Origin of the sequence: Akkermansia sp. RCC_12PD (assembly GCF_036417355.1) — a bacterium.
In the GTDB taxonomy this organism is placed as follows: Bacteria; Verrucomicrobiota; Verrucomicrobiia; order Verrucomicrobiales; family Akkermansiaceae; genus Akkermansia.
On record NZ_CP143889.1, the window covers coordinates 77,459 to 91,531 of the forward strand.

At 55.1% G+C, this 14,073-nt stretch carries 13 protein-coding genes and 1 tRNA gene; 11 read left to right on the top strand and 3 right to left on the bottom strand.

Annotated elements, in window-relative coordinates; genetic code table 11:
• Positions 1–3: 3 nt before the first annotated feature.
• The 7 genes from cbiB (at position 4) to V3C20_RS00305 (ending at position 4,841) form a co-directional block, all read left to right on the top strand.
• A complete protein-coding gene (gene cbiB, locus V3C20_RS00275) occupies positions 4–1,005 on the top strand; it encodes an adenosylcobinamide-phosphate synthase CbiB (RefSeq protein ID WP_130083473.1) in 1,002 nt (333 codons plus the stop codon).
• Entirely contained in the window at positions 1,002–2,042 is a 1,041-nt protein-coding gene (cobT, locus tag V3C20_RS00280; RefSeq protein WP_130083472.1) for a nicotinate-nucleotide--dimethylbenzimidazole phosphoribosyltransferase, read from the top strand. Before cbiB ends, cobT begins: the two co-directional genes overlap by 4 nt.
• A gap of 16 nt (positions 2,043–2,058) precedes the next feature.
• Entirely contained in the window at positions 2,059–2,802 is a 744-nt protein-coding gene (gene cobS / locus V3C20_RS00285; RefSeq protein ID WP_130083471.1) for an adenosylcobinamide-GDP ribazoletransferase, read from the top strand.
• Positions 2,799–3,611 (top strand): cobamide remodeling phosphodiesterase CbiR, encoded by an 813-nt coding sequence (cbiR, locus tag V3C20_RS00290; RefSeq protein WP_161981330.1) that lies wholly within the window; start codon positions 2,799–2,801, stop codon positions 3,609–3,611. The genes cobS and cbiR overlap by 4 nt, the downstream gene beginning before the upstream one ends.
• A complete protein-coding gene (locus V3C20_RS00295) occupies positions 3,595–4,173 on the top strand; it encodes a bifunctional adenosylcobinamide kinase/adenosylcobinamide-phosphate guanylyltransferase (RefSeq protein WP_130083469.1) in 579 nt (192 codons plus the stop codon). Before cbiR ends, V3C20_RS00295 begins: the two co-directional genes overlap by 17 nt.
• Positions 4,174–4,355: 182 nt before the next feature.
• Positions 4,356–4,520, top strand: a complete 165-nt coding sequence (locus V3C20_RS00300; protein WP_153812544.1) for a hypothetical protein — start codon at positions 4,356–4,358, stop codon at positions 4,518–4,520.
• 238 nt (positions 4,521–4,758) lie between these two features.
• Positions 4,759–4,841 (top strand) — tRNA-Leu (locus V3C20_RS00305).
• Between the two features lie 184 nt (positions 4,842–5,025).
• Here the strand turns inward: V3C20_RS00305 and V3C20_RS00310 are convergent.
• The 3 genes from V3C20_RS00310 to V3C20_RS00320 all read right to left on the bottom strand — a co-directional run bounded on the left by V3C20_RS00310 (position 5,026) and on the right by V3C20_RS00320 (position 8,639).
• Complete coding sequence (locus V3C20_RS00310) at positions 5,026–5,316, bottom strand: hypothetical protein (RefSeq protein ID WP_130083468.1); 291 nt, start codon at positions 5,314–5,316, stop codon at positions 5,026–5,028.
• Positions 5,317–5,526: 210 nt separating this feature from the next.
• Positions 5,527–6,714, bottom strand: coding sequence for a hypothetical protein (locus tag V3C20_RS00315; RefSeq protein ID WP_130083467.1), 1,188 nt, complete (start codon positions 6,712–6,714; stop codon positions 5,527–5,529).
• 1,277 nt (positions 6,715–7,991) lie between these two features.
• On the bottom strand, positions 7,992–8,639 hold the full coding sequence (locus V3C20_RS00320) for a hypothetical protein (protein WP_130083466.1): 648 nt from the start codon (positions 8,637–8,639) through the stop codon (positions 7,992–7,994).
• A 957-nt stretch (positions 8,640–9,596) separates the two neighbouring features.
• Between V3C20_RS00320 and V3C20_RS00325 the strand changes: the two genes are divergently transcribed.
• The 4 genes from V3C20_RS00325 (at position 9,597) to V3C20_RS00340 (ending at position 13,827) form a co-directional block, all read left to right on the top strand.
• Positions 9,597–10,703 carry a GntR family transcriptional regulator gene (locus tag V3C20_RS00325; protein WP_161981331.1) on the top strand — a complete coding sequence of 369 codons (1,107 nt, stop codon included), beginning with the start codon at positions 9,597–9,599 and terminating at the stop codon, positions 10,701–10,703.
• Between the two features lie 415 nt (positions 10,704–11,118).
• Positions 11,119–12,363, top strand: a complete 1,245-nt coding sequence (locus V3C20_RS00330) for a 6-phosphofructokinase (protein WP_130083464.1) — start codon at positions 11,119–11,121, stop codon at positions 12,361–12,363.
• Positions 12,364–12,523: 160 nt separating this feature from the next.
• Positions 12,524–13,459 (top strand): hypothetical protein, encoded by a 936-nt coding sequence (locus V3C20_RS00335; RefSeq protein ID WP_130083463.1) that lies wholly within the window; start codon positions 12,524–12,526, stop codon positions 13,457–13,459.
• An 80-nt stretch (positions 13,460–13,539) separates the two neighbouring features.
• Positions 13,540–13,827 (top strand): putative quinol monooxygenase, encoded by a 288-nt coding sequence (locus V3C20_RS00340; protein WP_130083462.1) that lies wholly within the window; start codon positions 13,540–13,542, stop codon positions 13,825–13,827.
• The last annotated feature ends 246 nt before the right edge of the window (positions 13,828–14,073 follow it).

The window sequence follows — 14,073 nt, forward strand, 5'->3', positions numbered from 1 at the left end:
CCCATGATTCCGTGCCTCCTGCTGCTGCCCGCGGCCCTGCTGCTGGACATCCTCTTCGGGGATCCGCCCAACCGTCGGCATCCCGTCTGCCTCATCGGCTGGTGCGCGCGCCGTCTCGAACCTGAGGCGCGGCGTTTGTGGGGAGGAAGTTTCAAGGCCGGCATGCTGGCGGCCCTGGGTGTCTGCGCTGCTGCGGAATGCGGGCTATTCCTGCTCTTTCTTCCCTTCTTCACGCTTTCCTCCCTGACGGCATCTCCCTGGCTGCCGTGGATTCCCGCCGTTCTGGCCGTTTACATCTGCATGGCCCCGCGCGGACTGGCGGAACATGCGGCGCGGGTGGCCTCCGCCCTGCGCAGAGAAAACGGAGAAGAAGCGCGGCAAGCCGTCTCCATGATCGTTGGGCGCGACACGGAACGGCTGGACTCCCGCGGCGTGGCGCGGGCCGCCATCGAAAGCGTGGCGGAAAATTTGATGGACGGCGTCTTTTCCACCTTGTTCTGGGCCGCCGCAGGGTGTTTGATAGGGGGCGCTCTCGGCGCGGCCGCCGCCGCGCTCGTCCACCGCGTCTTCAACATCCTGGATGCCATGTGGGGAAAGAAAAACGAACAATACAGACACTTCGGCACCTTCGCCGCCCGCACGGACGACGCCCTCAACTTCATTCCCGCCCGTCTCATCCTGTCCTGCATTTCCCTGGCGGCCCTGTTCCTTCCGGGCGCCTCCTCCTGCCACGCGCTCACCGTGGGCTGGACCTTCCGCCGCGCCCACGCCAGCCCCAACTCCGCCTGGAGCGAGGCGGCCTTCGCCGGGGCGCTCGGACTCCGCATCGGCGGCCCCGTCTCCTACAAGGGCATGCCCGCGGACTATCCCTGGATAGGCTCCGGACGGAAAGAAGCCACGGCCGGCGACCTGGACCGCGCCATACGGCTCATGTGGCTCACTACGGCCATGGGCACGCTCCTCTTCTCCCTCATCCTTGCCCTTCCCCACTTGCAACCATCATGAACAAACTGCACATACCCCCGCTGGACGAACAGGCCGCCAAGGCCGCCCTGGAACATCAGAAAATCCTGGCCAAGCCGCCGCTTGCGCTGGGAAAGCTGGAACCGGTAGCCATCCAAATAGCCGCCATGACCGGCAACCCAGCTCCGCGCCTGAAAAACAAGGCGGTGGTTCTCTTCGCCTCCGACCATCACATTGCCGACCACGGCCTCAGCCTGACCTCCACGGACGTAACGTACATCCAGACGCGCAACTTCCTTCAGGGAGGGGGAACCATCAATGCCTTTACGCGCAATGCCGGAGCACGCCTGACCGTGGTGGACGTGGGCGTGAACTACGACTTCGGCGACCTGCCGGGCCTCGTCAAAAGAAAAGTCATGCACGGCGCCAATGATTTCAGCAAAGGTCCGGCCATGACCCGGGAGCAGGCGCTGGAATGCCTGCAAGTGGGCATTGACATCGCGCGGGAGGAAAAAGCCAGGGGGCTGGACATCGTGGCCGCCGGGGAAATGGGCATCGGCAACACAACGCCGTCCTCCGCCATTGTGGCCGTTCTCACGGGAACCCCGGTGGAAACGGTGACCGGGCGCGGCTCCGGCGTCAAAGGAGAAGTCATCCGCAAAAAAATAGAACTCATTGAACGGGGAATCGCCCTGAACAAGCCGGACCCCGCCGATGCCATCGATGTGCTCGCCAAGGTGGGCGGCCCGGAAATAGGGGCCATGGCGGGGCTGATGCTGGGGGCGGCATCCCTGCGCGTTCCCATCGTCATCGACGGTTTCATCGCCGGGGCTGCGGCGGCCATTGCCCAGGGAATCCGCCCGGAGGCGGCCCGGTACTTCCTCGGCTCCCACAACTCCGCGGAACCTGGGCACAAACTCATCATGGACCACATCGGGGTCACCATGTACATGGACCTGGGCCTCTGCCTGGGAGAAGGCACGGGCGCGGCCCTCTTCTTCCCCGTGCTGGACGCCGCCACGCGGGTTCTTTCAGAAATGAAGACCCTGCCGGAACTGGACATCACCGTACCCCGCTAATACTGTACCTCTCCAGATGACCGTCATCACCGCCATCCGCTCCGCCTTCGGCTTCCTGACCCGCCTGCCCGTGGGGCCGTGGCCCCTGCAAAACAACCTGAACGGAATTTCCGCGTGGCTTCCGCTGGTCGGCATTGTGGTGGGCGGACTGGTCGGAGGACTCACCTTCCTTTCTTCCCTTCTCTTTTCCCCCCTCCTCTGCGGGGTCATCGGCTGCGCCTGCTGGGTGGCCGTCACGGGCGGTCTGCATCTGGACGGCGTGGCGGACTGCGGGGACGGCCTCCCGGTGGAAGTCACGCGGGAACGCAGGCTGGAAATCATGAAAGACTCCCGGCTGGGCACCTTCGGCGGAACGGCCCTCTTCTTCAATCTGGCCTTCAAGGCGGCCGCCCTGGCCGTGCTGGCGGCCTCCGGTTCATGGCTTCTCCTGCTCACGGCCTGCATTCTGGCCGGACTCCTGGCCCGCAGCCAGATCTTCATCGCCATGCGTTTTCCCGGCGCGCGGCCCGGCGGCATGGGGGAAGCCTTCAGGCAGGGCACGCGTCCCGTCCACGCCCTGATTGCCGCCGCCGTCACCCTGGCCGCCTGCGTCCTGGCAGGCTGGTCCGGCCTGTATGCCCTGGGAGCCGCCCTGGCCGGTTCCCTGGCCCTGCTCCTGTATGCCCGGCACAGGCTGGGCGGCGTCACCGGGGACGTATTCGGCTGCACCGTGGAATGCACGGAATGGATTGTACTGCTTACCTTCTGCACCGCCCTATGACCCCGCATAAATGCAGCGTTCCCGGCCTCAACATCGGCTGCACCTCCTTCATCATCCCGGACTACTACGTTCCCGCCGTCAGGGAATGCGTCCGTTACGCGGACGATATTGCCCTGCTCCTGCTGGAGGCGGGAAGCAAGGGGGAAAGCCTCATCACCCCCGCGGAAATCAGGGAACTGGGCCGCATCGCCAGGGATGCGGGAGTAACGTGGAACATCCACCTGCCGACGGACGGAGGATTCGCCACGCCCGAATCCTCCCTCCGGTACACGGAAAACATCATCCGCACCATTGAACTCACCCGGGAACTGGAACCTCATACCTGGGTCATGCACGTGGTCACAGACCACATCCCCGGACCGGACATGCGTCCGTACCTGACGGAGGAGGAAACGGAAAGAATCCTCCGCTCCCTGGAGCAAATCACGCCCTATCTGCCCGCACCGGAATACCTGGCTCTGGAAAACCTGGAACGCCATCCGACAGACTATCTGGACGGGCTGGTCGCCGCCACGGAACATTCCCGCTGCTTCGACATCGGCCATGTCTGGAAGGAAGGGCTGAAACCGGAGGAACTCCTTCCCCTCTGGCTGCCGGACATCCGCATGTGCCATCTGCACGGACTGGAAAAAAGGGACCATAAATCCCTACACCACATGCCCGCCCCCGTGCTGGACGCCCTGCTCCACCCCATGTGGGACATCAGCTTCACCCCCCTCATCACGCTGGAAGTATTCAGTCTGGATGACTTCCTGAACTCCCACCAGGCCATACTGGAATCCTATCAACGCCATGTCTCCAAACACTGACACCTCCAGCCCCCGCATGACGCTCGTCGTAGGGGGCACCAGAAGCGGCAAAAGCCAGTACTCTGAAAAAATCGCCTCCGGATTCGGGAAAAAAATCCTGTATGTTGCCACGGCGGAAGTCTGGTCCGGCTCCGGCTCCCTAGAATACCGCATCCTCAAGCACCGTGAACGCCGCCCGCAGGAATGGCCCACGCTGGAATGCCCGCGCAACGTGGCCGCCACCGTGCAGGCGTCCAGTCTGCTGGAACAGGTGGACGGCGTCATTCTGGAATGCGTCACCCTGCTTGCCTCCAACATCCTGTACGACCAGAAGGACCCTGCGGAATACCTTCCGTTCCAGGATGCCCTGATCCGGGAAATAGAAGCGTTGAAGGAACTCATTTCCCGGTCTCCCGTACCGTGGGTGCTCGTCTCTTCGGAAACCGGCATGGGCATTGTCCAGCCGGACCCGGAAACGCGCCACTACTGCGACGGTCTGGGCATCGCCAACCAGCTTCTGGCAAAAAGCGCGGATGAAGTCTACTTCATGGTGGCGGGGCTCCCCGTCACCGTGAAAAAGTGACTGATGCTCAACTCTTCAGCGCAATATACCTCAATACTCCCGGACAAATCCTGCCCAGCAGGAAATAGATGCCGCTGAGAAAAACACGCCCGCACAAGTCATACCATTCACAGAACTGTGATGAGTGGAAATATGCTGGATCATCGTGAAAAGCATGTCCAGAGTCCGCATAATCTCCATCCTTGGACTTTACTCCATTACCTGCACCGGATAAGGACGGTCTGATGCCCGCACTCTACCACCGCGATCTGCGCGGAGAAAACAGCGTGGGCATCGACGGCTACTTCACCTATGGCCTCATGGACAACGACGCGGACGGCACGCCCAGCTCGTCAACGCCGGGCTGAACTGGGCCATCTCCGGCGCCTGGAGCGCCGGGGCCTTCTATCATCTGGAATGCCGGGAAAACATGACCAACCAGAACGTCACCGCCACCGTGCGCTATTCGTTCTGATTATTTTGAAAAGTCACACGGAGGGAATCCACAGCGGATTCCCTCCGTTTTTCCGAAACGGCCCCACATTCATTCCACAGTAAATTCTTGACTCTCTCTGCCGGTTGATGCTTAATCCCTGCACTGCATATGCCGACGTGGCGGAATGGTAGACGCGCTCGACTCAAAATCGAGTTCCAAAAGAGTGTGGGTTCGAGTCCCACCGTCGGTACCAACTTTTCCATATCGCAAGTTACTGTTTATCAGTGCTTGCGATTTTTTCTTTCTTGAAAGTGCAAGACAGATTGCAAGACACGAAAACGGGTTTTAAAGGCATTGTCTTGCAGGGAAAGGGTATCAAAAGCCCTCCCCCGTGTGAACAGGAGAGGGCCGGCAAGTGTCTCCGTGCAGGAAACGGTTCAGACAAGGCCGACGAGGCGGTTGTACTTGCGGTTGGCTTCCATGTGCCGGGGATGGGGCGGGTCATCCAGAGCGGCATAGTCCGGGTGGTTGGGATCCGTGAGCATGGCGTGGGCTTCTTCCGCGTTGCTGCGGCCAGGAGCGGCGTTCTTAGCACCCACAAAGGAGTCTTCCCCAGTGGCGCTCATCAGCGCGTGCAGGAGCTTAAATCCCTTGGGGGATTGCAGTGGAGCCATGTCTTCCGCTGTGAGTCCCGCCTTGACCTCCGTGCGGTCCGGCGTCACGTCCACGGAGTGCCCGCAGCCGCCCAGCAGCGCGGACGCCGCATAGGCCGCCCCCCGCCAGGACCACCCACAGGAGGCGTTCCCACCATTTCAGGCCGGTTTTGGCTTTGCTTTTTTCGTAGGCATCTTTTATGCCCTGCTTCCCCGCCTCAAGGGCGGCCTTCTTTTGTTCTTCCCTGATGTTCATATATTTCTATTCTTGTAAGATATTCATAGTCATTTTGCCGGCCAATTATCGAAAACGCCCGTGCTAGAATAACGCTCCAATCCGCTATGAAGAATATTCGCTCGCCCAACAACCACACTATGTTTCAACGTATCGTTTGCCCAAAACAAAACTCCGGCTCTGAAACCGTATGCAATTCCCGTATACTCGGCAATTTTAATCCATTTCCTGGAATTATGGGTATTGTCAGCCATAATCACCACACTGCCGTTCCTGCTCCCCGGCACGCAAACGAATTTTTTATATGTGGAGAAATTTTCCCCACCATAAGCGGGCCATTGGATCATATCGTGGTAGTTATCCCGAAATACATGCAAATGCTGATTAGTCACCATAAAAACTTGGAAATCGAGTCCCTTAAAATCTGGCTTGAAATCTGGCGATATCACTTCATCATAAGGATGGTGGTGCAAATTAAAATTGGTATCATCCCCAAAATTCCAATAACATGCAACTCCCGCGAGCTGATGATTGCTCGTGCAGCCAATAGTGCTCACTCCCGCGGAAAAAACATCCGCGCGCGGGCTAAACTGAGCAAAACCACCCGGCAAGTCGTTATTTCTCAGATTGTAATTGATACGTCGCCTGCCTGAATCGGTTCCATTTACAAAGGAAAAAGATTCAACATTGTCGGACTTTTTTGAAAATCCTTGACTATCTTCATCGTGTACGTCGCCAAGAAGCGCATAGGCATTGTCCATTTCGGCGGCAGCCAAAAGCTGCAACAAAGATAGCCCATTTATCGTCAAATCATTATTGACTGCTATAGGCCCATTGAACGTTTCAGTTCCCTCGTGCGTGTTGTCGCCCGTGAAGGTATTGGACGCTCCCGGAATGTTGCTTGCAGCATTCCAAGCAGTACGTTCTTCCTCCGTGATGTGCACGGTTGTGTTCTCGGTGTGCTCGTCCAGCCCATCCTGCGTGGCCACCACGGCTCCCTTCGTATTCCGCGCATTCCATTTCTCCTTTTCTTCCTGGCTGACATGAACCGTCGTGTTGGTTTCGTGGGCCGTGAACGTGCCCGTATCCACCTTGCCGGAAAGGGAGGACGCATCCGCCTTGGCATTCCAGGCAGTGCGTTCTTCCTCCGTAAGATGTATCGTCTTATCTTCTGCATGGCCGGCAAAGTCACTCTGCGCTGCCACCAGAACTCCGTTTACTGTATTAATGCTATTCATTATTATTTATTGTTTGTTATAAAGTAGTTGAACAACTCCACTGCCGTCCCGTCCACGATCGTGAACTGCGAATAATCCCGACTGGAGATAAGCCTGCGTCCTCCCCTGGGCATTGACTGCTTCCACGGTCAACATGACTGCATTCCTGGATTCCAGAGATAGTTCTCCTTCCTCCACAGGCGAGCTGATGATCCGGTCCGGCCATACCGCTATTTGAATTTTTTCCGATTCTCTGGATAAAACGTCAATGTGTGAAACCACTTCAAAAAAGTTTCCGTCTGTTTCACAGAAATATCATCCTGTGTGAAACGTTGTGACTGACAAATCCGTCTCCATCCGGGAAAATGGCCGGCATGATGAACTTATCCCATACACCGGGCGTGGGGAGCTGTATCTGTAATTTTTCTTTATCCCTATTTTCCAATCAGTTAATTGTGCTGTATAAGTCTGTATTATTCGTCCAGAATAGCCTCTCCATAGTAACGCAGCGTATTAATAACGTCCTCCCATTCCCTTTTGGCAAATATAAACTCCTATCAGAAATTTCCCCGGACTGGACCAAACCAAAGAACTCCGGAAGAATCTTGTAGGAAGCGAGGTACTCGGTTCCTTCGTCAAAACCCGCCGGCCACGCCCTAGAATACTTTGCAGTACCAGGCACGGCCATTCTCCCTCAATCCAAAAATCTGTGGAATGGAAAAGGAATGGCTGGAATGGGTAATAAAACCGGGCGCCCGATCCCATCGGGTCAGCCGAACAAACACGGTGTATTGATTGCCAGAGGATACACTGATCCTGGCTTCAATCCATACTTCACATAATCTTCAGGTACGGCAAAGAGGCCTTCATCCAATTTCCTGTAATCCGGACTGAAAACAATATTGCTGAAAGCAAGTGAAACAAAATTATTATTCCCGGCCAAGATCCCACGAAATAGGAATGACACAGCTGGTCAGACCTTATAGGAGTTGTTCTCGCAGTCTCGACTTTCTCCCGGCACAAGTTATTGTTTATCAGCAATTGTAGTTTTTACTTTCAGACACTGCAGTACATGGAGACTATTTTTATCAACACTAAACCGGGATATATGCGGAGATGAAAGGCCCTTCCCTGCGTGAACAGAAAAGAGCAGCAAGAAAGTGTCTCCATGTTCAAAACGGAGCAGACAAGACTAGAGACGGCTGCATTTACCGCTGGCTTCCGTATGGATAGTATTCATGTCGTGTAAAGTATCGGTTCTTTCTACATGGAATATGACATGAATATGGAAAAGGACGTCATGATTTTATAACGCCTGAGGATACCATAACACCTGTCAAGAGACTAAGCGATCCGTCAGCCCAGTGGGAACCGTCTTGGTGGCCCAAGTAGAATGTGTTCACACGCACAGAAAAGTATTGTGAGTTAACTGCTACGCCATCCTTCCCGGAAATCGTGACACCTGAACAGGCGTCGCTTAAAATGATATTGCCCTCCGTTTCCACCACAAAGGCGCGTCCGTTTACTCGAACAAAACTCTCGCCTTCTCCCCCCAAATAAATATCACCTTCACGTGAGGCCAGTACGGGAAAGCCTTTCTCATTGCGCAAATTGATCGGCCCCTGGTAATTGCCCAAATCAACCGTAGATCCATGTGCAGCCACATATTCGGCAACATATGTCTCCATCTCGGCACGCGAAACGCTGCTGGCCGCTGCGGAGTTCCATCTTTCACGCTCTTCATCGGTGATATGAACCGTAGCATCGGTCTTGTGAACCGTAAAGGTATCCACATCCACTTTGGATGCCAGTTCGGAAGTATCCGCCTTGGCATTCCATATGGTACGTTCTTCTTCTGTCAGATGAATGGTTTTGCTCTTCGCATGATTGATAAAATCACTCTCTGCTACCAGCGGAATTCCATTTACCGTATTCATTCTCTTCATGATTATTTTCTATTATTATTATAAAGTAGTGGGAAAACACCACGCCCGCTTCATCATCATGGCAGATTCCGAATAATCCTCATCAGTGAAAAGTATATCCTTTTCCTGAATCGATTGACTCGACTAACTGATAGAATTAATTGGTTCACTGGTTTCTGAAAGGGATTCTTCCCTTCCGGTGTTAAAATTATCTTGAATCAGCCAAATTCAGACTTGGAATGCTTTCCATTCGCCGGATGAAACGGCATGGAGTAATGCCACTTCTCTAAAAGTCTCTGTCTCTCCCGCGGAAATATCATCCTGCATAAAACGTTTATGCTGGATGAATCTGCAGGACTGCACTTATTCAAATAAAAAACTGTAAATTCACTTCGAATGCGGGAAGCCACTCAAATTTCCCAGGACTTCAGCAATTCCCGGCGCAAACATACCGTGCAATCTTTAATGGCCGTGATAGGCCACGTCTCTTTTTTTGACAGCCTCCTCACCACATGGAAACGCTGTATCATGATGTCCGTTCTCTTCTCCATCTTCAGCTGCCGTCCCGGGCCTTGAGCAGAATGGACTTCACCGGGATAGTTGCTCTAAAATCAGATCGTGCAAATCCCCTTGGAAAAGCCATGTCTGGAAATCGTTCAAAAACGGAACTATCTGCGCAGGTAAAACACAAATTAGGGACAAATAATTACAACACTCTTGAAATAAGAACATTAAAAATAATTTCACTTCATTTCTCTTTTTCCCAAGAGATATAGTAATTCATTAAACAAAAACATTATAGGGAATTTCCCGGGAATTCTCTACCGAATAAAAAAGACCAGACTCCATAATAATCTGAATATTTGACAGAGAAAGAATGTCTTATCAATATGCGGACGACGCAGACAGGCCTTTCCTGCCTTCCCGGCTCAACAAATGGCTCGAATTCCCGTGTTTCAAGAAGTACTAGAAGAATATATGAATCCAGCACCAGCCCTTTCATTGGCAGAAAATGTGGCCAATAAAATCAAGCAAATGATTCTTAGCGGAAGCCTGGTCAACGTATTGCCCGGAGAGCGGGAGCTGGGCAACAGATTATCCGTGGGCCGGGAAACGGTCAGGAAGGCATTGACCATTCTGGAAAAAGAAAACTGGATTGCCCCTGCACGGATCAAGGTGCCGAGACGTATTCTGAAAGCCGCCACAGACAACATGGGGCCGGACGCCTGCTCCTTCCCTGCCCAGGAAAAGAAAGCCACGATCGGTTTCCTGACCTCCCAGCCGCTTAAAAGACTGGCGCAAAGCGTCCTGGTAGAAGTGTACACCATCCTGAAAATTCTGGAGGAAGACGGAATCAGCGTGCGCATCTTTGAAGCTCCCTGGCTTCTGGGCAACAATCCGGACAAACGGCTTGCCAAGCTGGTAGGCAAATCGGAATGCGTCTGTTGGATTCTCCACCGTTCCTCGGAGCAATCCCAGCTCTGGTTCAAGACGCACGGCATTCCCTGCATTGTCCGCGGCACTTCCTATCAAAGCAGCAACCTGCCCTATCTGGACCGTCACTGGGCCGCTACCACCCATCATGCGGCACGGCATTTATGGAACAAGGGGCACAGAACCGTAGGGCTGTGCCTTCCGCCGGACCCTTTGAAAGGCCATCACCTGATGCAGAAAGGCTTCTTCGGTTTTTCGGAACAGGGCTGGAACCCCGTCCTGATTCCCACTCCGTTTGAAACCCCCGCTTTCTTCGAACACCTGACCAAGGCTTTCAAGGAGCATCCGGACATGTCCGCCCTAGTGACTACGCGCGGCAACCAGATCATTCCCATCCTTTCCTATGTGGAGGCCCGCCAGTTGAGTATTCCCGGCCAGCTCAGCCTGGTAAGCCTGACATATGAGCCTTTCATGGAACGGCTGTTCCCCGCCATTACCTATTACGAGGAAAATTCCACCAAAACGGTCCACAAGCTCATCCGGATGCTCCGTTCGCTGATCTCCGGCAAACATCTCAAAAACATCTCCGTCATTCCGGAACTCCATCCGGGGCAGTCCGTCATCCAGCGGCCCGTGCCGGCATCCTCCTGACCGTCTTGTGCCCGCTTTCGCTCCTGTAAAAGCCGGGCAATTAAGCGGCCTGTCCCTGCCGGCTGTTAAAAAGAAAAAAAGCGTCCGTCTCCCTACCGGATGCGGCGGCAGGCTCTCCACATCCATCATGCCCCGTTTCCGGTACGGGGCATGATTCAGACCACGGAGCTCCTCATCCCGTTCTCCTGCGGCACTTCCCTTTACCAAATGCTTTATCCTCCTCTGAAAAAGGAGCGGAAAAGTCCCGGCGCCCGCTAAATCCCGCATTTTCCGGCATTGCGGAAACATACCCCGGAGACTGATAATGTTTGACATCCATCCGGGGTGCGGATAGGGTCAAACTTGATTTTGTTCCCGGCGCGGAAACACGGCGGCGGAGGCGAAAACAGGCACTTCTCTCATCCAACATTCCTCCATGAACGCATTAAAAGGAGCATGCATCATCGGGCAGTCCGGCGGTCCTACCGCCGTCATCAACGCCAGCGCTTTGGGAGCCATCCAGGCAGCCCTGCAATGCGAGCATGTTACGCACGTGCTGGGAGCCGCCAACGGTATTGAAGGAGTGCTGAACGAACGCCTGTACGACATGGTCCAGGAAGACCCGGAAGAACTGGAATTGCTGAAATACACCCCAGCATCCGCCCTGGGTTCCTGCCGCTACAGGATGGCTGATCCCTCCGTGGACGATGCGGACTACCGCCGTCTTCTGGAAGTGTTCCGCAGGTATGGCGTGCGTTATTTTTTCTACAACGGCGGCAACGATTCCATGGACACCTGCAACAAGATTTCCAAATTCATGCAGCAGTCCGGGTATGAATGCCGCGTCATCGGCATCCCCAAGACTATCGACAATGACCTTTATGGCACAGACCACTGCCCGGGGTTCGGTTCCGCCGCCAAATTCATAGCCACTTCCTGCATGGAAGTGCACCAGGACTTGCGCGTGTACGACAAGGGGCGCGTCACCATCGTGGAAATCATGGGCCGCCATGCCGGTTGGCTGGCCGGTTCCGCCGCTCTGGCCACGTATGCTGGAGCCGGCCCCGACCTGGTTTACCTGCCGGAAGTCCCGTTCAACATGGAAGAATTCTGGCAGGACGTCAATGACATTTACCAGCGCAAGGGAAGCTGCATGGTGGCCGTCTCTGAAGGGGTACGGCATGCGGACGGCCGTTTCATTGCGGAATCAGGGGACAAGGATGTCTTTGGCCACACCCAGCTGGGCGGACTGGGCGCCATGCTGGCGGAATCCGTCAAAAGGCAGACCGGGGCCAAGGTCAGGAGCATTGAACTCTCCCTGCTCCAGCGTTGCGCCTCCCACGTCGCCTCCAAAACGGACATTGAGGAAGCCTACTTGGCCGGAAAGGCCGCTGTGGAAGCGGCTGTGGCCGGACAAACGGACAAGATGGTGGCTTTCGAGCGGAACACGGAAAAAGGACAGTACGTCTGCAAGACCAAACTGATCGGCCTTACGGACGTAGCCAACGTGGAAAAACTGGTGCCGCGCGAATGGATCAATGCCCGCGGCAACGGAATGGAGCAGCCGTTCATCGACTATGTTCTTCCGCTCATCCAGGGGGAAACGTGCATGCGGAAGGAACATTCCCTTCCCCGCTTCGCGAAGCTCAAAAAAATCCAGGCGGAACCGGTCCGGAACTGACAATTTTCCTTTTCCTCCGGTTTTTTCCTTATAAGGGAGGAATCCGGAACACATCCAGTCGTTCCGTACCCCGGAGCGGTCCTTTCCCCGTACCCCTTTTCCAGTAACCGGGCGCGGAGCCAGTTACAAACGATACAATGCGCAAGCATCATCAGCCTCCATGCCTGACTACCTGTTTCAGCATTTTTACTCCACTCTGGCCATCATCGCTTTCCTGCTCGCCACGCTGATCCTCCACCACTACAGCAAACGCGGCAGGGAATGGATTCCGGTACGCGCCGCCCCATCCGGCTGCTTGGCGTTCGTCATCCTGCTTACGGTACTGACCTTTCTCGCCTCATGTCTTTTCTCCGCCATTCGCACGGGGGAAACCTGGGAAGAAGCGGTTTTCATGCTGGCACGGCTGCTGGCGCTGGCGGGGGCCTTGGCCGTTATCTCCCGGCTGACGAACTATTACATGCGCCGTGACGGCATCAAAGACACGCTGAATCCAGGAGAAAGCGCGTCCTGGCTGGCCTACCGCCTCCGGAACCGGGGAATCTGCCTGTTTCTGCTCATCGGCGTCATTATCTTTATCATCGACTTCTTCACGATTTCACTCCCGGTTCCGGAACTGCCGCCGGGCTCCCCATTCCTGATATCCACGCCCGTTCCCCTGCTGGAGGAAAATGCTCCGGAAGTCCGCATTTCCTCGCGCGTCACCAACAGGTTCTTTGGAGAAAGCGATTTTGATCTGGTCGTCCGGGACACGAATGGACGCAGACACGTTTTCCCTTCCATCCTGATCAACCCCGGAGGAGCAAGCGCCATCACCATCTACAGACTGCGGCCTGCCGGAGACCGGAAGGACAGCAGCCTTATCTTCACCAATGAAATCCAGATATGCCTGCTCAATCTGGCTACAATGCAGGTCAAGATGCTGAGAGGCTCTTCCTCCAATTATCCGTCTGCGGAACCGGAGGACCTGCACGGCCCGGACATTGAAAACCGCCTGGAAATCATAGGACTCTATCGCGGACACTCCTGCATACCCGGAGTGGAATACACCCAGGAGACACGGGCCAAACTGCTGAAAAACCTTCAGGAGGTGGAATAATGACCGGAACGTCCCAAAAGGATGATTGACACTTCGTCCCCCGCCCCCTTACTCTGCCGGAAGTCAAATTATTGACAGCCATGATTAAAATCACTGCCAAAAGCATCGTCAAAGCAGGAGCCAGGGACCAATTTATCGCTACAGCAAGGGAACTGGTGGAAAAAAGCCGTGCTGAAGCCGGCAATATCTCCTACCACCTGTACGAGGACATGGACGATCCCGATATCCTGACTTTCATTGAAGAATGGAAGGACCAGGCGGCCGTGGACGTCCATGCGGATTCCGAACACTTCCAGCACATCATTCCTCTGCTCAGCGACATGGCGGAAGAAGCCATTGAGATTTCCCTGTACCGGGAAATCCTTTAAGGACTGAAACGGACCATTGGGGCTTTTTCAAGAGGAACTTTTCAGGGACGGGAAAATGGGCAAAAAAAAGGCGCGGAATGCGCCTGCAGACGGTTAGAAGCCGGTTTCGCGGCAGGGCAGTATAAAAAAACCTTACCGTCCCGAACAGGTCTTTGAACGTGACACGAAGCCCCTGACCATGCAGATTGGAAGGCTGGATAACAAGTCTGAATGTCTGCACCTGACTGTCACGCTTTGCCCTTAATC